Below are 17010 nucleotides of genomic sequence, written 5' to 3' on the forward strand. Positions count from 1 at the left end.
GCCGGGCGCCCGTGCCTAGCGCACGCGCCCTTCCAGCCACGTCTTGGTGAAGATGTTGGGGCTCAGGCGCCCCAGCACCACGTCGTCGTAGCGCACGGTGAACTGCGAGCCGCCCGTCTCCTCGCTCTCCACCACTTCCTTGTAGGGGTACGCCACCTTCCCATCCGCGGGGTCCTTGATGGGCTGGTAGCTGCGGATGATGTCGGTGCGGAGCACCCGGCCGGAGGACGCATAGCCGATGCGCTTGACGATGTTGAAGCCCGGGTCCACCCACAGCCGGAGCTGGTCGAAGGAGACCTCCACGCCGCTCTTCATGGTGAGGTGCAGCTTCCGGAAGGCCGTGCCGTTGACGACCTCCTCGCCCTCGTCCTTGACGTCGTAGTTCTCCGCCAGCCGGGAGCGGTCGAAGTCCTCCTCGCAGGCCACGGTGTTGATGATGTTGCCGCGCTGGGTGGTGCGCTGCCACTGGCCGGTGGAGGACTCGTACTCCCAGAGGTTGCGGCCGATGCGCAGGTAGCCGCTGCCCGCCAGGTGCTTGGGGTTGGTGACGTAGATGAGCAGGTCGCGAGACGTGTCCCGCCGGTAGACCTGCACCTCCATCAGCTGCTCGGTGCCGTCCTTGCGCAGCTCCCGCAGCCGCACGGTGCCCTTGTAGTCACTCTTGAAGGACATGCGCTCGTCGATGCGGCGCAGCAGCTCCTGCGCGGACGGCTTCTCGCCGCCGGCCACGGGCTTCGCGGCCTTGTCCGCGGCGCCCGCCAGCAAGGGCGGCAGCAGCACGGCGAGCACGGCGACGAAGCGGCGGGTGGACGCGAGCGGGTGCATCACAGGGACTCCATGGCGGAACGGGGTGACAGCGAGGCGGCGCGGAACGCGGGCACCAGCGCCGCCAGGCCCGCGGCAGCGGTGACGAGCCCCACCGCGAGCACGGCCGCGCCCAGGCCCGGCTCCAGCGGCAGCGTGGTGCTGAAGAAGAAGGTGACCAGGGGGCCGGGCAGCGAGACGGTGTCCCGCAGCAGCGTGCACAGGGCCAGGGCCGAGACGGCCCCACCCGCCGAGCCCAGCAGGCCCAGCAGCAGTCCCTCCAGCATGAAGAGCCCCACCACGGACGGGCGCTGCATGCCCATGGCGCGCAGGGTGCCAATCTCCCGCGTCCGCTCGCGCACCGCGACGCTCAGCGCCGTGAAGAGGCCCACGACGACGACGCCCAGCACCACCAGGCCCAGCAGCAGCGTCAGCGCGCCCAGGCCGTCCGTCACGAAGGAGAGGAAGGCGGACTCGTCCTGCCACGTGGTGACGTCCAGGCGCTGGCCGCGCCAGCCCTCGCGCAGCATGGGGGCCAGCTTGTCGCCGTAGGCCTGGTGCAGGGCTGGGAGCACCTCGAAGCCCGCCTTTCGCAGCGCCTCGCGCCACGTGCCGCCCAGCGCGTCCAGGTCCTCCACCTGCGCCTCGGCGCCGTCACAGACGAGCTGCAGCACCCCGGCGGCCCCGGCGCGGTAGCCGTCCAGCTCCCGCAGGGTGTCGTTGGAGGTGAGGATGCCCGCGGACCCGCCCAGCAGCCCCGCGTCCTCCAGGATGGCCACCACCTCCACGTCCAGCGCGTTGCGCCGCAGCGTCCCCACCGGCTGCGCGAAGAGCGTGGCCACGCCTCCCCTGCCCACCTGGAGCGCCTCGGCCACCGTGGCGGAGAGCGCCACCGTGCGCGGCCGGGCCAGCGCGTCCAGGGCGCCTTCCCGCACGCGGAAGGCTCCGAGCGCTCCGCGCTCGCCGGCCACGTCCACCGACACCATGTAGGAGGAGAAGCGGCGCAGGGCCACGCCCGCGGTGGCACGGCTGCGCCCGCGCTCGCGCAGGTGGCAGCCGGCCGGGACGAGCGGCGCCACCACCTCGCGCACCCGGCCCGCGTCCCCCATCACCGGGGCGATGCTGTCCGGGTGGACCTTGAAGAAGCCGCCGACGTTGAGCTCGCCACTCAGGAAGGTGGTGATGGCCTCGCGCTGCGCGGAGGCGACGCCCGCGGACAGCGCCAGCGACAGCACCAGCACCGCGCTGGCGCCCGCCGTGACGGTGAGCAGCAGCAGGGCCCGCTCCCAGTGGGCGAACAGGTTGCGCAGGGCCAGTCGAAGGAGGTTGGGCATGGCGTCAGTCCTCCCTCTTGCGCATGGCGACGATGGGCTCCACCGAGCTGCCGCGCCACGCGGGCACCAGCGACGCGGCCACCACCACCGCGAGCACGCCCACCACCACCGCCACCACGGCCGTGGCGGACAGCTGCGGCTCCAGCACCGCCCCGCCCATGAAGAACTGGAGCGACTCGTCCTGGATGGAGACGCCGTCGCCCGCGAGCACCCGCAGCAGCACCACGCCCAGCCCCGCCCCCAGCCCCGCCCCCAGGGTGCCCAGCACCAGCCCTTCCAGGAGGAGCACGCCGAAGGCCTCCCGCCGCTGCATGCCCACCGCGCGCAGCGTGCCCACCTCGCCGATGCGCTCTCGCGCCAGCACCAGCAGCGTGCTCGCGGAGACCAGCACCACGAACAGCGCCAGCAGCGCGGAGAACGCCAGCAGCACCACCCGCGTCATTCCCACGATTCCGGCGAGCAGCCCGCCCGCCGCTTCCCAGTCCACGGTGGCCAGCGGCAGGCCGGCCTCCTTCGCCAGCCCGTCGATGCGCGCGGCCACGGCCTCGGGGTCCGCCTCCGGCGCCAGCACCAGCGCCGCCTGCAGCACGCTGCCCCCGCGCAGCTCCTCCGCGGTGAAGCGCTCGGGCCAGGCCTCGTGCCGCTCGAAGGGCGGAGGCTCCGGCGGCGGGCCCCCGGCGCTGTCGGGCGCCTGCTCCTCGAGGATGGTGGCCGGCCGCAGCGCGCTGCTGAGGTCCGTCACGGGGCCGCCCATGCCGAGCGCCTCGATGTCCCGGCGGGCCTGCTCCACCTCGGCCTGGGTGCGCCGGCCGGCGAGGTAGCGCGCCGTCACCAGGTCCACCAGGCCCAGCGTGTTCACCCGGCTGGTGTCCCCGCCGAGCCCCTTGAAGCGGAACGTGCCCCACACCTTCACCGGCACGCCGCTGGCGCCGAGCGCGCTGGTGGCGCCCATCAGCACCAGCGAGTCCCCGGGCTTCACCCGGTACAGCGGCAGGTGGGGCGCCAGCTCGCGCTGGAACTGCGCGTAGCGCGTGTCGAAGTTGGCGTCGTCCAGCGTGAGGAACTCGCGCAGCTGCGGCTCCAGCCCGCCCGGGTGGCCCAAGAGCTTCTCCAGCACCTGCGTCAGCGCGCGCGAGCGCTCTCCGTCGAGCCGGGCCAGCAGGTCCGGCAGCTCCACGCGGCAGCGCTCCGCCAGCGTGGTCAGCGACTCGTCCATGGCGAAGGTGGCGCCCCGCTCGCGCTCCCGCTGCACCTGGTCCAGCAGCGCCGCGATGGGCAGCTTGAAGCCCTGCTCGTACAGGCCGTGCCCCAGCAGCAGCCCCCGCTGGCCCGCTGGCGGAAGGCTCCCGGTGACGAGCTCGAAGCGGGGGAAGGCGCGGGGGAACTGCTCCAGGTCCGAGGCCAGGTACTCCACGTCGATGGCCTGGCCCTCGCCCACCTGCCGGGCCACGCGGTTCTCCAGGTACTCCAGCGTGTCCAGCGGCTCGGCGCGGAAGCGCTCCCAGAAGGCCGGCGTGCCCACCTCCTCCAGCGCGCTCCGGTCCTCCCGGGCCTCCTCCTCCTTCAGGTACGCGAAGGCCTCCGCGCGGCGGGCGTCGTCGCGCACCACGTCGCGCAGCGTGCGCTGCAGGTCCTCCGCGAGCAGCGCCAGCCGCGCGTCACGCGAGGCGGAGGCCGGCTCGCGCGCCACCGCCCGGGCCGAGGCCAGCTTCTCGTCGAGGTAGTTGCCGCGGGCCACCCACGTCCAGCCCACCTCCAGCGGCACCACCTCCCGCACGCCCTCTAGGGCCTTCAGGCGAGCCTCGACGGCGGGGAAGTCCGGCAGCGGCTTGAGCTCCGGCACGCCGCTGGAGTCCGTCACCACCACGGGCTCGCCCGGGGAGGTGGAGTTGTAGAGCTGCAGGTGCCCCGTGCCGCTCTCGATGAGGCTGCGCTGCGTGCCGTCGGAGATGCCCTCCACGAAGGCCGAGCCCACGGTGAGCAGCACCGCGCTGCCGGCCGCCAGCAGGGCCACCACCCAGCTGCGGGGCCGGGCCAGCACGCTCTGGAGGGCGAACGACACCAACGTCACCGGAGACTCCTCGCGATGCGGGCACGGCGGCGATGGCGGGCGGTTGCGCTGCCAGCGCGCCGCTCGACGGGCCATGGGGGGACCGTGACGATAGAGAAGCCCCCCGGGGGAGGCAAGCCACGCCCCCTCGGGTTGCGCGCGCCGGGGTGGCCGGATGAAGCTGCCCTCCCCTGCTGCTCCCCCCTTCGAGAGAGACCGCACGATGACGGCGTCGCCCAGCCCCTCCCTGGCGCAGTCGCTCCACTTCTGGGCCCGCAATGCCTCCAACGAGTCCGCGCTGCTGCGCGCCTCGCTGCGCGTGGGCCTCTTCGAGGCACTGCCGGTGGAAGGCGACGGCCCGCCCGTCTCCCTGGAGGCGCTGACCCGTACGCTGGGCACGTCCCCGCGTGGCACCCGCGCGCTGCTGGAGCTGCTGGTGTGCCTGGGCCTCGCGCACCAGGAGGGCCAGGACGACGGGCGCCGCTTCGCGCTGGCGCGGCCGGTGGCGGCCCTGCTGCGCACCCCCTCCTTTATAGGGAGACTCCAGGCCGAGCTGCCGTGGTGGGAGCCCCTGGGAATGCTGGACGAGGCGGTGAAGCGCGGCGAGCCCGTGGAGCACGGCGGCCAGCGCTGGGACGTGCTGGGCCACTACCGCGAGCTGTTCGCGGACACGCCCGCCGCGCCTTCCGACGCGGAAGACTTCTTCGACCGCTTCGCCCGGAGCGGGGCGCGCACGCAGCTGCTCATCACGGTGGGGCGGCTGGGCCTGCTGGAGCTGCTCGCCGCCGCGCCCCGCACGCTGCCGGAGCTGGGCGCGGCCACGTACCTGACGACGGCGGGCCTGCGCGTGCTGCTGGAGGTGCTGGCGAAGCTCGGCCTGACGCGGGAAGACGGCGGCGCGTGGAGCCTGTCCCCGGAGGCGCGGCAGCTGCTGGAGGGCAAGGCGCTGGCGTACCTGGTGCGCTCGCTGTCGGTGTCCGCGCAGTACTGGGAGGCGCTGGGCCGGCTGGACGAGACGGTGCGCCACGAGCGCTTCATCCTGGACCTGAAGGACCCGGAGGTGAGCCGGCGCTTCTACGCGGACAACTCCAACCAGATTACGGCGGTGTTCGCCTCGCACTTCCAGCTCAGCCGGCGGGCGGCCACCACGCTGGCCCGGGCCCGGCCGCTGGAGGGCGCCCAGGTGCTGGACATCGGCACCGGCTCCGGCGTGTGGGGCGCGGCCTTCGCGCGGGCCACGCCCACCACGCACGTCACCTACTTCGACCAGGCGGTGGTGCTGGAGCAGGTGCGCCGCAACACGGAGAGCCTCAAGGTGGCGGACCGGGCGCGCTTCTGGCCCGGCGACCTGTTCACCCACGACTTCGGCACCGCCGCCTTCGACGTCATCATCCTGCCGCAGGTGCTCAACGTGCTCCTGCCGGAGTCGTTGCCGGGCCTCTTCGCCCGGGTGGCGCGCGCCCTGAAGCCCGACGGCGTGCTGCTCATCGCCGAGTACGTGCTGAGCGAGCGCCGCGACGGCCCGCTGGACCACCTCTACTTCGGGCTGCGCCGCTTCATGACGAACGAGGGCGACCTGCTGTCCGCCTCCGAGTACGCGCGGCTACTGGCGGACGTGGGCCTCACATCTTCCGTCTGCATCCCCCTACCCACGCAGGAGATGCTCCTCGCCGCGCGCCCGGGGGTGTCACTGCCGACCGAATTGGCCCCCGCCGACAACGTGCCGCGTCAGACAGCGGGCACCTGAGCGTCGGCCCGGGACGGGATTCCGGGCCGTGCCCTTGCCGCTCGCCCGCCCGCCCGGTAGCGTCCTCTTCTTCCCCGCGTACTGGCCTGCCCCCGGAAGGTCCCGATGCGCGCCGTGCCCCAGGTGGACAGCCCCGGCGACTCCGGCACCGCGCCCGAGGCCGGCCTGCGCCCGGGGTCCATCGCCGCGAGGCTCCGGGCCCGCTACGCACGCCACGTCGTCTCGCTCGGCTACCAGCCCCAGTCGCTGCCCGAGGCCCTGGCCCACCTGGGCCTGCACGTGGCGCTCGGCGTGGGGGCGGCGCTGGCCACCGCCGCGGTGATGCGCTGGCAGCCGGTGGCGGGCTGGGTGCTGTACCCGCTGGCGGCCTTCTTCATCGGCACCCGCTTCCGGGCGCTGGGCAACATGCTCCACGAGGCCTGTCACGGCATGCTGGTGCGCGGCAAGCGCCGCAACCGCGTGCTGGGGCACGTGCTGGCCATCATCGACCTCACCGCGCTGGAGCCCTACACCCGCGAGCACTTCACCCACCACCTCCACCTGGGCGACCCGGTGAAGGACCTGGACTTCGTGCCTCGCCGCCGCTTCGGCTTCGCGGACCCCGGCCGCCCGTTCCTCCGGCACCACCTGCTGCGCCCGCTGCTGCTGGTGCACCTGCCCGCCTTCCTCCGGCCCGTGCTCTTCCACCGCACGGACCCGTGGACGGTGACGCTGGCGCGCTGGGGCTTCGTCGCGGGGCTGGTGGCCCTGGCGCAGTGGGGCATCGGCTGGTGGGCGTTCCTCCTCTTCTACGCCCTGCCCTACCTGGTGCCCTACCAGGTCATCCGCTACTGGTCGGACGCGGTGGACCACGCGGGCATCATCGGCTCCGCGGACGAGTTCCACCGCTCGCGCAACCACCTCCTCCCGTGGGCTCCGCTCCACCGCGTCTTCTTCCCGCGGCATGACCAGTACCACCTGACGCACCACCTCTTCCCCGCGGTGCCCACCGCCTTCCAGGGCCACGTGCATGAGCTGCTGATGCACGACCCGGACTACGCCGCGCGCGAGCACGCCTTCACCGTGCTGCTGCGCTAGAGCCGCCTCCCGCCCTACGCCGCCGTGGCGCGCTCGATGGCCTCCAGCGCCTCCGGGAAGCGCTCCGCCGAAATGCCCAGGCCCAGGCGGAAGCCGTGCCCCTGCTCCAGCGGGTGCGTGCCCTCCGGTGCGCCGACCTCCATGGCGCTCAGCGGCAGGACGAACACGCCCTGCGCCGACAGCGCGGCGAGCCGGGCCTCGAAGTCCCGAGCGTTGGTAGCCCCCCGCACGCCGAGGCTGGTGACGAGCCCGCCCTGGGGCGAGGCGCCGTACACCCCGCGCGAGCGCTCCAGGAAGGCCGCCAGCGTGCGGCGATTCCGACGCCACTCCTCGCGTGCGCCGCGCAGCGCGGGGCTGTCCAGGTCCTTGAGCACCTCGTGGGAAATCCACTCCGTCACCGGGTTCACCGTGTGCGTCGTGTAGTTCTTCTCGTTCTGCATGCCGGCCAGCATGGCCGTGTCCCCCACGCACCAGCCGATGCGCAGGCCGGGACAGCCCAGGCACTTGATGAACGAGCCGGTGACGAAGGTGCGCTTGTCCGGGCGGTACACCGTGGCGCCCAGCACCGCGTCGTCCGAGGAGAGGAAGCGGTAGTGCTCGTCCCCCACCACCGTGGCGCCGTTGGCGTCGGCCCACCGGGCCACCGCGTCCAGCAGCGTCGCGTCCAGCACCAGGCCGGTGGGGTTGTGGGGGTTGTTGATGATGACGACGTCCGGGCGCTCGCGCTCCAGCCGCTCCAGCCACTCCCGGGTGTCCACGGAAGGCACTCCGCGCGCATCCCAGCGGATGGGCAGCCGCACCACCTCCGCGCCCTGCCGCAGGGGCAGCTCGTAGAGGAGCTGGAAGGCCGGCCACGCCAGCGCCACGCGGCGGGGGCGCAGCTGGCGGAAGAGCAGCAGCAGCGCCTCGCTGGTGCCGGTGGTGATGAGGACATTCTCCCGCGTGGCACCCGGGTGCATGGCCGCGACCAGGTCTCTCAGGTCCGCGCGCCCCCAGTTGGGGCTGTCGCGCAGCAGCGTGGAGAGGAAGGCGTCCGAGGCCTGCGCGGGGCTGACGCCGGAGCCGCCCAGCAGCTCGCCCACGGTGACGGGACGGCCTCCGGACTCACCCAGGTTGTAGCGCGCGGTGAAGCGCGAGCCCTCCAGGTAGTCCTCCATGAAGAATGGGCGCAGCGGGTCCATGGCTCTCCCGGATGGGCGTCAGGCGGCGGTGGCGGCGTCGGGCCAGGGAACGTCTCCCCGGTGGGCGACGACGACCTGTTGGATGGGCATGTCGAAGCCGCGCGCGGCGGTGAGGCCCACGGGCGACAGCAGCGCGCGGAACTCCGGCAGGGACAGCACGTCCCCCTCGTTGGACACGTACCGGCGCAGCGCGAAGTAGAGCGCGTCCAGCGGGCCGTCGCGCCGGTCCGTCAGCAGGTACCCGGAGATGAGCAGCACCCCGCCGGGCCTCAGCGCGCGGGCCAGCTTCGCGAAGAAGTCCGGCAGCGCCGTGTGCGGCAGCGCGGGGATGATTTGCGGCAGGAGGATGACGTCGTAGCCGGCCTCGCCATAGTCCACCGAGAGGCAGTCTCCCGCCCACAGCGTGGAGCGGGGCTCCAGCTTCAGCTTCGCCAGGTGGGGGCGCACGGCATCCAGCACGTGCGGCGAGTCCAGGAAGGTGACGTGCGAGGACGGGTCCGCCAGCCCGAAGGCCGCGCCCCACACGCCCGAGCCGGTGCCCACGTCCAGCACCCGCGCTCCCGCCAGCGGGCGCATGCCGCGCACCAGCTCCGCCGCCTTCCGGCTGAGCCGCAGGTGCGAGGCGAAGATGCTGGAGATGCGTGAGGCGTTCTCCTGGTAGATGCGGCGCGCCGTCTCCGGGTCTCGCAAGTCCAACCGGAACTTCGTCTCGCGCACCGCCTCGTCCAGGTGCCCGAAGGCCTCCCAGTAGGCCATGGTGGCCGGCAGCGCCCGCTGGAAGTACGGCAGGCTCTGCGCGTCCAGGGCCCGGCCCGCGGCCTCCGAGAAGCCCCACGCCCCACCCTCGCGCCGCGTGAGGCCCATCGTCTCCAGCACGCCCAGCAGCACCTCCAGCGCCTCGGGCCTGGCGCCCACGGCCCGGGCCAGCTCCGCCAGCGGCGCCGGGCCCGTCACCAGCCGCGCCAGCAGGCCCAGCTCCGCGGCCGTCACCAGCGCCTGGGTGCGGAGGAAGTTGCGCGCGAGCCGGTCATGGAAGTCCGCGGCCACCGCGCTCGGCGCCGGCACGGGGGCCTCCAGGAACAGCGCGCGGTACCTTCCGAGGAGGTCCCACGCCTCGCCCTGCCACTGCACGGCGGCGCCGGTGCGCACGGCCTCCGGCAGCTTCGCGGCCACGTGCCAGCCACGCCGCGCGTCATGGAGCCGGGCGGTGAAGGCCGCATCGCCGAGGAAGGCCGCCGTCGCCGCGGGGAGCGCATACCCCCGCCCCTCCTCCAGGTGGACGAAGCCCAGCGCCACCAGCGGCTCGATGACGGAGCGGACGCCGCGCGGATTTCCCGCCACCCGGTGGGCCAGCGCCGCCAGGGGCACGGGCGCGGCGGTGCCCGCGACGGGCAGGTGCTCCAGGAGGCCGAGCGCGAGCGCGGCCTGGAGCGCCGCGGACTCGTTGCTGGCATCACGGGCCAGGAAGTTGAGCTGCTGGACGAAGGCGGGACTCGACGTGGCGGCGGCTTCGGACACGGGAACGGCTCCCTTCACACCCAGCGGAAGAAGCGGAGGGCCAGCGCCAGGGGCACCAGCGTCCAGACGGTGAGCACGGCGACGGGGGCACCGAGCGACATGAGGCCCGCGCCCTCCAGCATGATGGCCCGCAGCGAGTCGTTGATGGCCGTCAGGGGGAGCAGCCCGATGAAGGGCCGGAGCCAGCCCGGGAAGTTCCCCGAGGAGAAGAAGACACCGGACAGGAAGAGCATGGGCAGCGTGACGAGGTTGACCAGCCCGCCCATGGCCTCCTCGTTGCGCGCACGGCTGGCCACCAGCAGCCCCAGCGCGGCGAAGGCCGCGGACGCCAGCAGGCTGACGAAGGTGAGCGTCAGGTAGCTGCCGAACATGGGCACGCCGAAGAGCCCGCGGGCGAAGGCGCAGAAGAAGGCCACCTCCATCAGCGCGAACAGGGCGCGCGCCACCAGGAAGGAGAGGAAGAAGTGGGAGCGGGGCATGGGCGACGCCGACAGCCGCTTGAGGAGCTTCCCTCCGCGCATGCTCACCACCGAGGTGGTCATCACCCACAGGCTGCCGGTCATCAGCGTCATGCCGAGCAGCCCGGGGATGAGGAAGTCGACGTAGCGGTTGCCAGGCTCGGAGACCTCCGAGGCCTTCAGCACCTGGGGACCGGCGTCGCCCTGCGCGGGGGCGAGCGCCCGGGCCACGAGCAGCCGCGCGGTGCGGCCATCCGGCTGGCTCGGGTCCACCAGCGCCTCCGGGGGAGACCCGTGCAGCAGCACCAGCGCCACCTGCCCGCGCGCGAGCTGGCGCCGGGCATCGCCCTCCGCCAGCCGCTCCGCCTTCAGCTCGGGCACACCCTCCAGCCGCGCCAGCAACGCCTCGGCCTGGGGCCCGTCCGCGACAGCGACCCGCACCGGCTCCAGCGAGTCGCTCCGGAAGGCCAGGCCCAGCACCAGCGTGGTGACGACGGGGAAGACGAACGTCCAGAAGAGGATCTCCGGCTGGCGCCAGAAGAGGCGCAGCCGCATCAGCACGAGCTGGCGCAGGGAGTCCATCATGCCGCCTTCCCTTCCTCGCCCTCGCGCAGCGAGCGGCCCGTCAGCCCGATGAAGACATCATCCAGGGTCGGGCGGCGGGTGGACAGGTGCTTCAGCGTGCCGCCTCCGGCCTCCACCTCGTGCAGCACCGCCGGCAGCGACAGGTGCAGCTCGCGCACCCGCAGGGTGATGCGGTCGGCGTGGCGCTGGGCCGACACCACCGCCGGCAGCGCGCGCAGCCGCTCCACGTCCGGCGACGGGTCTCCCTCCAGCTCGATGACCTGCTCGGCGCCCAGCGAGCCGATGATGTCCCGGGGCGTGCCCCTCGCAATCACCCGGCCGTGGTCGATGATGACCAGCCGGTCGCAGAGCACCTCGGCCTCGTCCATGTAGTGGGTGGTCAGCACCACCGTGCGCCCGCGCGCCTTGAGCTGGGCCACCACGTCCCACAGCGAGCGGCGCGACTGCGGATCCAACCCGGTGGTGGGCTCGTCCAGGAAGAAGACCTCCGGGTCTCCCGCCAGCCCCAGCGCCAGCGCCAGCCGCTGCCGCTGCCCGCCGGACAGCTTCCCCACCTGGGCCTTGCGCTTCTCGCCCAGCTGCACCAGCCCGATGAGCGTCTCCACCGGCATGGGCTTCGAATAGAAGGAGACGAACAGCCGCACCGTCTCCTCCACGGTGAGCTGCTCCACCAGCCGCGTCTCCTGGAGCGTCAGGCCGATTCGCTGCCGCAGCTGCTTGCCGTGCTTCTTCCAGTCCAGGCCCAGCAGCCGCACCTCGCCCGAGGTGGGCTCCTGCAGGCCCTCGAGGATTTCCACCGTGGTCGTCTTGCCGGCGCCGTTGGGGCCGAGCAGCCCCAGGCACTCGCCCTGGCGGATGTCCAGGTCGATGCCGTCCACGGCCACCACGTCGCCGAAGCGCTTGACCAGGCCCTTCACCTCGATGGCGAGCTCGTCCGTGGGGGATGTCATGCAAGAGGGGGCGGGGGTGCGCGGGCAGTATGGCCCAACGGACAGACGGTTCCCAACCGGCACCTCCCGGAAAGCAGCGCCCTCCGGCGGGGGGTGCTACCGTCGCTCCCCGTGTCCGAGAGCGACTCACTGGAAGCGCGGGTGGAGCGGCTGGAGCTGCCGTTCAACGAGTACGGCGTGGACCCCTATGGCATCTCGAAGCGCCACCTGCGGCAGGCGCTCCAGGTCTTCGGGGCCATCTACCGGTACTACTTCCGGGTGCGCTGCTACGGCATCGAGCACGTCCCCGCGCGAGGCCGGGGGATGCTGGTGGGCAACCACTCCGGCGGCGTGGCGGTGGACGGGGCCATGGTGCTGACGTCCACCATGCTGGAGATGAACCCGCCCCGGCTGGCGCAGGGCATGGTGGAGCGCTTCCTCCACAAGTTCCCCGTGAGCTCGCTGTGGGCCAGCCGCACCGGCCAGTTCACCGGGCTGCCCGAGCACGCGAAGCGGCTCCTGGAGGACGACCGGCTGCTGATGATCTTCCCGGAGGGGGCCCGCGGGACGGCCAAGCTCTACCACGAGCGGTACTCGCTGGTGGACTTCGGCACGGGCTTCATCCGGCTGGCGCTGCAGACGCGCACGCCCATCATCCCGTTTGCCTTCCTGGGGGGTGGCGCGGCGATTCCGACGGTGTTCAATGCGTACGCGCTGGGGAAGCTCCTGGGGGTGCCCTACGTGCCGCTCACGCCGTACCTGCTGCCGCTGCCCCTGCCGGTGCAGCTCGAAATCCATTACGGCGAGCCGCTCGTCTTCCACGGAACGGGAGACGAGGAGGACCACGTCATCGAGGGCTATGTGGCGAAGGTGAAGGCGCGCATCGCGGGACTCATCGAGCGGAGCCGGGCGGAGCGTCAGAGCCGGCGGCCGGGAAGGAAGCTGCTGCCATGAGGGTGCTCATCCCGGGCATCGCCGGAGGCATGGCGCGCAAGCTGGCCCTGCGGCTGAAGGAGGCGGGGCACGAGGTGGCGGGCGTGGACATCCGCCCCTGGCCGGAGGCGGCCGAGGCGGGCATCGAGGTGTTCCGCGGCGACGTGCGCAAGCGGGCGGCGGAGGACGTGTTCCGGCGCTGGCATCCCGAGGCGGTGGTGCACATGGCCACCGTGACGGCCTTCACCGTGCCGGGGGCGGAGCGGGGCCGCATCAACCTGGACGGCACCAAGGCGGTGTTCGACCACTGCGCGGCGCACGGCGTGAAGCAGGTGCTCTTCGTGGGACGGCACACGTTCTACGGGGCGGCGCCGGACTCGCCGCTGTACCACTCGGAGGACGAGCCCCCGCGCGCGCTGGAGGCCATTCCGGAGCTGGCGGACCTGGTGGCTGCGGACCTGTACGCGGCCACGGCGCTGTGGCGGCTGCCGAAGGTGACGACGGCGGTGCTGCGGCTGCCGTACACGCTGGGCGCGCCGGGCTCCGGCACGCTGGCGTCCTTCCTGAAGGGCCGGCGGGTGCCGCTGGTGCTGGGGTTCGACCCGCTGTTCCACGTGCTCCAGGAAGAGGACGTGGTGGTGGCGCTACAGCTGGCGCTGGAGAAGGCGCTGCGGGGCATCTTCAACGTGGCGGGCCCGCCGCCGATTCCGCTGTCCGTCATCGTCCGCGAGACGGGGCGCACGCCGGTGCCGCTGCCCACGACGGTGCTGAAGCTGCTGCTGGGCCGGGGCGGCTTCCCACGCCTGTCCGTGGGCGCGCTGGACCACCTGCGCTATCCCATCGTCGTGGACAACCGCCGCTTCCTGGAGGCCACGGGCTTCGAGTACCGGCACAGCGTGGCGGACCTGCTGCGCATCTACCGGGAGGCCGCGCCGGTGCCGACTCCGGGTGGCAGCCGGTAGTCGGGGCTGGCGGGGGCCCCGGGAGTTCCCGTGCCGTGGCGTGGTAGCGTCGGGGGCATGGCACTGCCGCCCCTGCCCTTCTCCGCCACGGCTGTTCGCAGGATGGATCGTCCCTCGCTCGAGGAGCTCCGCGGGTTGCAGTACCGGGAGCCGGTCATCCTCCGGGGGTTGCTGGAGCAGAGCGGGCTGCTGAAGGAGCTGCGCTCGGCCAAGACGCTGGACGACAAGCTCGCGGTGCTCGACGCGCAGCTGGGTGACCGCAAGCATGTCTTCAACGTGCGGCCGCCGGAGTCCGGGGGGCACTACCTTCCGTCGCTCGTCCCGGTGGTGGACTTCGACAACGACGCGGAGGTGGTACCGGACGAGGTGCCCTTCGCGGAGTTCGCGCGGCGCCTCAAGGCCGCGCCGGAGTCGGGCGAGTACGTGTACATGCAGGATGGCGTGGTGGAGCAGGACCGCATCCGGGGGTCGCTGCGGTTCGACTTCCTCCAGGGCACCAATCCTCGCGGGGTGCGGAGCAAGTTCTGGATTGGTTCGGATGGGCAGGTGTTCAACCTGCACTACGACGACTTCGTGAACTACATCTGCATGTTCGAGGGCACCAAGCGGGTGACGATGTTCCCGCCGGAGCAGCTGCCGAACATGTACCACGCGGCCTTCGACGTGATGTGCGGCTACGCGCCCACGACGCATGTCCAGCTGCTCAAGGCGGACCTGGGGCGCTTCCCGAAGTTCCGCACGGCGCTGGAGCATGCCTGCGTGGCGGTGCTCGAGCCGGGGGATGCGCTGCTCATTCCGCCCTTCTGGTGGCACCACGTGGAGTCGTTCACGCCGCTGCATGTGATGGTGAATAACTTCATCATGACGATTCCGTTCTCCGTCTCGCTGGAGTTCTGGAAGAGCCTCTCGGAAGGCATCCGGACGCTGGCCCGGGCCACGCCCGCGGAGCGGCAGCAGGAGCGGGAGCGCTTCCATCGGGCGGTCATCGAGAACGCGGGGGTGGAGGCAGGCTCGCCGCTCCTCGAGCAGGCGCGGCGCACGGCCGCGGCACTGACTCCTTCCTGGCGCAAGCACATGGTGCGCCTGTGGGACGCGTTCGCCTTCCAGGTGCATGGAGACCCGTTCCCGGCGTCACCCGGAGGGCTCGAAGGGCTCCTGGAGCGCCAGGCGGGACAGCCGACCCTCTACCCGAATGCGAACGTGCTGACCGTCGTTCCGGAGCTGCTCGAGATGCCTCAGGGGGATGCCGAGCCGGGCTAGTCAGGTCAGCGCGACTGGAACTTCTTCCAGCGGGACTCCAGGGCCTCCGTGCTCAGCAACTTCGCGTCACACGCCAGCGAGGTTCCTGCCCAGTCTTCGTAGCTCATACCCTTCACCTTCGGGTGGAGGTGGACCTTCAGTGTAAGGTCATCTCGCGCTGGCACCGCACGCTACAGTGGCGCGGACAACGAGACCGGACCAACTGGGTGCGGATGGGACGTTTCGTTCGACCTTGGCTCCCACTTGTTAAGACGCAGCATCCATGGCCCGAGCAGCGCTTCGACTTCAGCACCCAAGGCAAGAGACGGATGCAGTACTCCCGTCTGTCCGAATCTGCGCGGGGGTGGGGGGCGCGAGGCCCGTCCCTACCGCGACCGTCTGGACGATGGGGCTGCTCAACTCGCATAAAGGGCATATAGTGGAGCAGTGTCACGTAGTGTCGCGGGGAAGGCCTAGGATGATGGACACCCTCACGCCCAAGGAGCGGAGTGCCCGAATGGCGCTCATCAAAGGGCGTGATACGAAGCCCGAGTTGCTGCTGCGCCAGATCGTTTCCGCGCTCGGCTACCGCGCCAAGCTGCATTATGACCTGCCCGGCCGTCCGGATTTTGCGTTCCCAAAACGCCGGAAGGTCATCCAGATACACGGATGCTTCTGGCATAGACACCGCGCTCGCTCATGCCCACTCGCACGACTTCCCAAGTCCCGTTTGGACTTCTGGCTGCCCAAATTGGAGGCAAACAGGACGAGGGATCTCGCCAAGGCACGAGAACTCAGACGCGCGGGATGGAAGCTCCTAGTCATCTGGGAATGCCAGCTCAAGGACACGGCCCGAGTTGCCCGGCGTATCAGTATTTTCTTGGAGGAAACCCATGAAGTCGGTCGAACTGTTCGCGGGGGCCGGAGGATTGGCGCTCGGAGTCCACGCGGCGGACTTCAAGCACGAAGCACTCGTTGAGTTCGACAAGGATGCATGCGCCACCCTGAGAACCAATGCCCAGAACGAGTCTGTATCTGGCATCGGCGACTGGAACGTCCTTGAACAGGATGTGCGCACGATGGACTTCTCTCCCTACAAGGGAGCGGACCTGCTATCGGGTGGTGTTCCCTGCCAGCCTTTCAGCAGCGGGGGTAAGCGGCGTGGACGCGATGACGAGCGCAATATGTTCCCCGCGTTCATTCAAGCAGTCTGTGAAATTCAGCCGCAGGCCTTCATCATCGAGAATGTAAAGGGGTTGATGTGGGAACGGTTTCAGAAATACTTCACATACATCCTGCTTCAGCTTCAGTTTCCGCTGTTTTCCAGGCGCCCGCAGGAAAAGTGGATGACTCATTGCTCACGGCTTCAGGCGGAGGCCGTCGCAAATGGCCACCATGACCTTGAGTACACGGTTGCGGCAAAGACCCTAAACGCCGCAGACTTTGGAGTGCCACAACGCCGCGAGCGCGTGTTCATTGTCGGTTTTCAAAAGAAACTCGGCGTGCAGTGGTCCTTTCCTCCGCCGACTCATTCCCGTGAGGCCCTGCTACACGCGCAATGGGTGACGGGGGCGTATTGGACGAGCCGTAAACTCAAGCGCCCCACAGGACCGGCTCCCACGTTAGCTGGTCAGGTGAAGACACTCAATCGGGATATTTTCCATGACCTAGAGCCCTGGGCCACTGTGCGGGATGCCCTCCGACGCCTTCCTAAACCAAAAGCCAACACGGACCAGGGCATCTCGGGCCACAGGCTTGTCGAAGGAGCTCGCTCGTACACGGGGCATACGGGAAGTGACCTGGATTTTCCAGCCAAGACGCTCAAGGCGGGTGTGCATGGTGTTCCTGGCGGCGAGAACACACTCGTTCTACCAAATGGAGGCGTGCGCTACTTCACCATCCGTGAGGCGGCGCGGCTTCAGTCATTTCCAGATGAGTGGATTTTCGAGGGCTCCTGGGCGGCTCACATCCGACAACTGGGAAACGCCGTGCCCGTTAGTCTTGTCAAAAAAATAGCCAGTGCGGTGGCTGACCACCTGCACGAGGTCGATAAGCGAGGGAGAGGTGTAAGGGCGGCGTGACGCAGGTCCCCTCCCAGCCGGCTGCCACTGCGAAGCGTGTGGATGCGGAACTGACCTGACGTACAGCCCGCCGCTGCCGAGCGGTAGGCCTGTCCGACTGATCCATCCTCGC

Annotated in this window: 14 protein-coding genes; 7 read left to right on the forward strand and 7 right to left on the reverse strand. The window is 71.0% G+C overall.

Annotated features, from left to right (window positions below; translation table 11 throughout):
• Positions 1 to 15: 15 nt before the first annotated feature.
• Genes LXT23_RS15190 through LXT23_RS15200 form a run of 3 tightly spaced genes read right to left on the reverse strand, consistent with a single transcriptional unit; the run spans position 16 to position 4209 of the window.
• The gene (locus LXT23_RS15190; RefSeq protein ID WP_253980886.1) at positions 16 to 825 is read right to left on the reverse strand and encodes an outer membrane lipoprotein-sorting protein; all 810 of its coding nucleotides are present in this window, start codon (positions 823 to 825) and stop codon (positions 16 to 18) included.
• Positions 825 to 2138, reverse strand: a complete 1314-nt coding sequence (locus LXT23_RS15195) for an ABC transporter permease (RefSeq protein ID WP_253980887.1) — start codon at positions 2136 to 2138, stop codon at positions 825 to 827. Before LXT23_RS15195 ends, LXT23_RS15190 begins: the two co-directional genes overlap by 1 nt.
• Before the next feature lie 4 nt (positions 2139 to 2142).
• A complete protein-coding gene (locus LXT23_RS15200) occupies positions 2143 to 4209 on the reverse strand; it encodes an FtsX-like permease family protein (RefSeq protein ID WP_253980888.1) in 2067 nt (688 codons plus the stop codon).
• Between the two features lie 154 nt (positions 4210 to 4363).
• On the opposite strand from LXT23_RS15200, the gene LXT23_RS50110 reads away from it, so the two are divergent.
• Both LXT23_RS50110 and LXT23_RS15210 read left to right on the forward strand, forming a co-directional pair.
• A complete protein-coding gene (locus LXT23_RS50110; RefSeq protein ID WP_267146693.1) occupies positions 4364 to 5935 on the forward strand; it encodes a class I SAM-dependent methyltransferase in 1572 nt (523 codons plus the stop codon).
• Between the two features lie 105 nt (positions 5936 to 6040).
• On the forward strand, positions 6041 to 7012 hold the full coding sequence (locus LXT23_RS15210; RefSeq protein ID WP_253980889.1) for a fatty acid desaturase family protein: 972 nt from the start codon (positions 6041 to 6043) through the stop codon (positions 7010 to 7012).
• 14 nt (positions 7013 to 7026) lie between these two features.
• On the opposite strand, the gene LXT23_RS15215 is transcribed toward LXT23_RS15210, so the two are convergent.
• Genes LXT23_RS15215 through LXT23_RS15230 form a run of 4 tightly spaced genes read right to left on the reverse strand, consistent with a single transcriptional unit; the run spans position 7027 to position 11704 of the window.
• Positions 7027 to 8193 (reverse strand): pyridoxal phosphate-dependent aminotransferase, encoded by a 1167-nt coding sequence (locus LXT23_RS15215; protein ID WP_253980890.1) that lies wholly within the window; start codon positions 8191 to 8193, stop codon positions 7027 to 7029.
• Between the two features lie 18 nt (positions 8194 to 8211).
• The gene (locus LXT23_RS50115) at positions 8212 to 9711 is read right to left on the reverse strand and encodes a methyltransferase family protein (RefSeq protein ID WP_323378965.1); all 1500 of its coding nucleotides are present in this window, start codon (positions 9709 to 9711) and stop codon (positions 8212 to 8214) included.
• Positions 9712 to 9725: 14 nt separating this feature from the next.
• Positions 9726 to 10754, reverse strand: coding sequence for an ABC transporter permease (locus LXT23_RS15225; protein ID WP_253980891.1), 1029 nt, complete (start codon positions 10752 to 10754; stop codon positions 9726 to 9728).
• On the reverse strand, positions 10751 to 11704 hold the full coding sequence (locus tag LXT23_RS15230) for an ABC transporter ATP-binding protein (RefSeq protein WP_253980892.1): 954 nt from the start codon (positions 11702 to 11704) through the stop codon (positions 10751 to 10753). Before LXT23_RS15230 ends, LXT23_RS15225 begins: the two co-directional genes overlap by 4 nt.
• A 111-nt stretch (positions 11705 to 11815) precedes the next feature.
• On the opposite strand from LXT23_RS15230, the gene LXT23_RS15235 reads away from it, so the two are divergent.
• The 5 genes from LXT23_RS15235 to LXT23_RS15250 all read left to right on the forward strand — a co-directional run bounded on the left by LXT23_RS15235 (position 11816) and on the right by LXT23_RS15250 (position 16898).
• The gene (locus tag LXT23_RS15235; protein WP_253980893.1) at positions 11816 to 12637 is read left to right on the forward strand and encodes a lysophospholipid acyltransferase family protein; all 822 of its coding nucleotides are present in this window, start codon (positions 11816 to 11818) and stop codon (positions 12635 to 12637) included.
• Positions 12634 to 13578: an SDR family oxidoreductase gene (locus tag LXT23_RS15240; protein ID WP_253980894.1), complete on the forward strand. Its 945-nt coding sequence runs from the start codon at positions 12634 to 12636 to the stop codon at positions 13576 to 13578. The genes LXT23_RS15235 and LXT23_RS15240 overlap by 4 nt, the downstream gene beginning before the upstream one ends.
• A gap of 102 nt (positions 13579 to 13680) precedes the next feature.
• Positions 13681 to 14838, forward strand: a complete 1158-nt coding sequence (locus LXT23_RS15245; protein WP_253980895.1) for a cupin-like domain-containing protein — start codon at positions 13681 to 13683, stop codon at positions 14836 to 14838.
• Between the two features lie 460 nt (positions 14839 to 15298).
• Positions 15299 to 15796, forward strand: coding sequence for a very short patch repair endonuclease (locus tag LXT23_RS50630; protein WP_407692890.1), 498 nt, complete (start codon positions 15299 to 15301; stop codon positions 15794 to 15796).
• On the forward strand, positions 15711 to 16898 hold the full coding sequence (locus LXT23_RS15250) for a DNA cytosine methyltransferase (protein WP_253980896.1): 1188 nt from the start codon (positions 15711 to 15713) through the stop codon (positions 16896 to 16898). The genes LXT23_RS50630 and LXT23_RS15250 overlap by 86 nt, the downstream gene beginning before the upstream one ends.
• The last annotated feature ends 112 nt before the right edge of the window (positions 16899 to 17010 follow it).

It is taken from the genome of Pyxidicoccus xibeiensis, from assembly GCF_024198175.1.
GTDB classification, from domain to species: Bacteria; Myxococcota; Myxococcia; order Myxococcales; family Myxococcaceae; genus Myxococcus; species Myxococcus xibeiensis.

Bases quoted from the DNA above. Each gene is read 5' to 3' on its own strand.
- LXT23_RS15195 (WP_253980887.1), bottom strand. From the start codon at position 2,138: ATGCCCAACCTCCTTCGACTGGCCCTGCGCAACCTGTTCGCCCACTGG.
- LXT23_RS50110 (WP_267146693.1), top strand. From the start codon at position 4,364: ATGAAGCTGCCCTCCCCTGCTGCTCCCCCCTTCGAGAGAGACCGCACG.
- LXT23_RS15230 (WP_253980892.1), bottom strand. From the start codon at position 11,704: ATGACATCCCCCACGGACGAGCTCGCCATCGAGGTGAAGGGCCTGGTC.
- LXT23_RS15245 (WP_253980895.1), top strand. From the start codon at position 13,681: ATGGATCGTCCCTCGCTCGAGGAGCTCCGCGGGTTGCAGTACCGGGAG.
- LXT23_RS15210 (WP_253980889.1), top strand. From the start codon at position 6,041: ATGCGCGCCGTGCCCCAGGTGGACAGCCCCGGCGACTCCGGCACCGCG.
- LXT23_RS15225 (WP_253980891.1), bottom strand. From the start codon at position 10,754: ATGATGGACTCCCTGCGCCAGCTCGTGCTGATGCGGCTGCGCCTCTTC.
- LXT23_RS15240 (WP_253980894.1), top strand. From the start codon at position 12,634: ATGAGGGTGCTCATCCCGGGCATCGCCGGAGGCATGGCGCGCAAGCTG.
- LXT23_RS15250 (WP_253980896.1), top strand. From the start codon at position 15,711: ATGAAGTCGGTCGAACTGTTCGCGGGGGCCGGAGGATTGGCGCTCGGA.
- LXT23_RS15215 (WP_253980890.1), bottom strand. From the start codon at position 8,193: ATGGACCCGCTGCGCCCATTCTTCATGGAGGACTACCTGGAGGGCTCG.
- LXT23_RS15190 (WP_253980886.1), bottom strand. From the start codon at position 825: ATGCACCCGCTCGCGTCCACCCGCCGCTTCGTCGCCGTGCTCGCCGTG.
- LXT23_RS50630 (WP_407692890.1), top strand. From the start codon at position 15,299: ATGGACACCCTCACGCCCAAGGAGCGGAGTGCCCGAATGGCGCTCATC.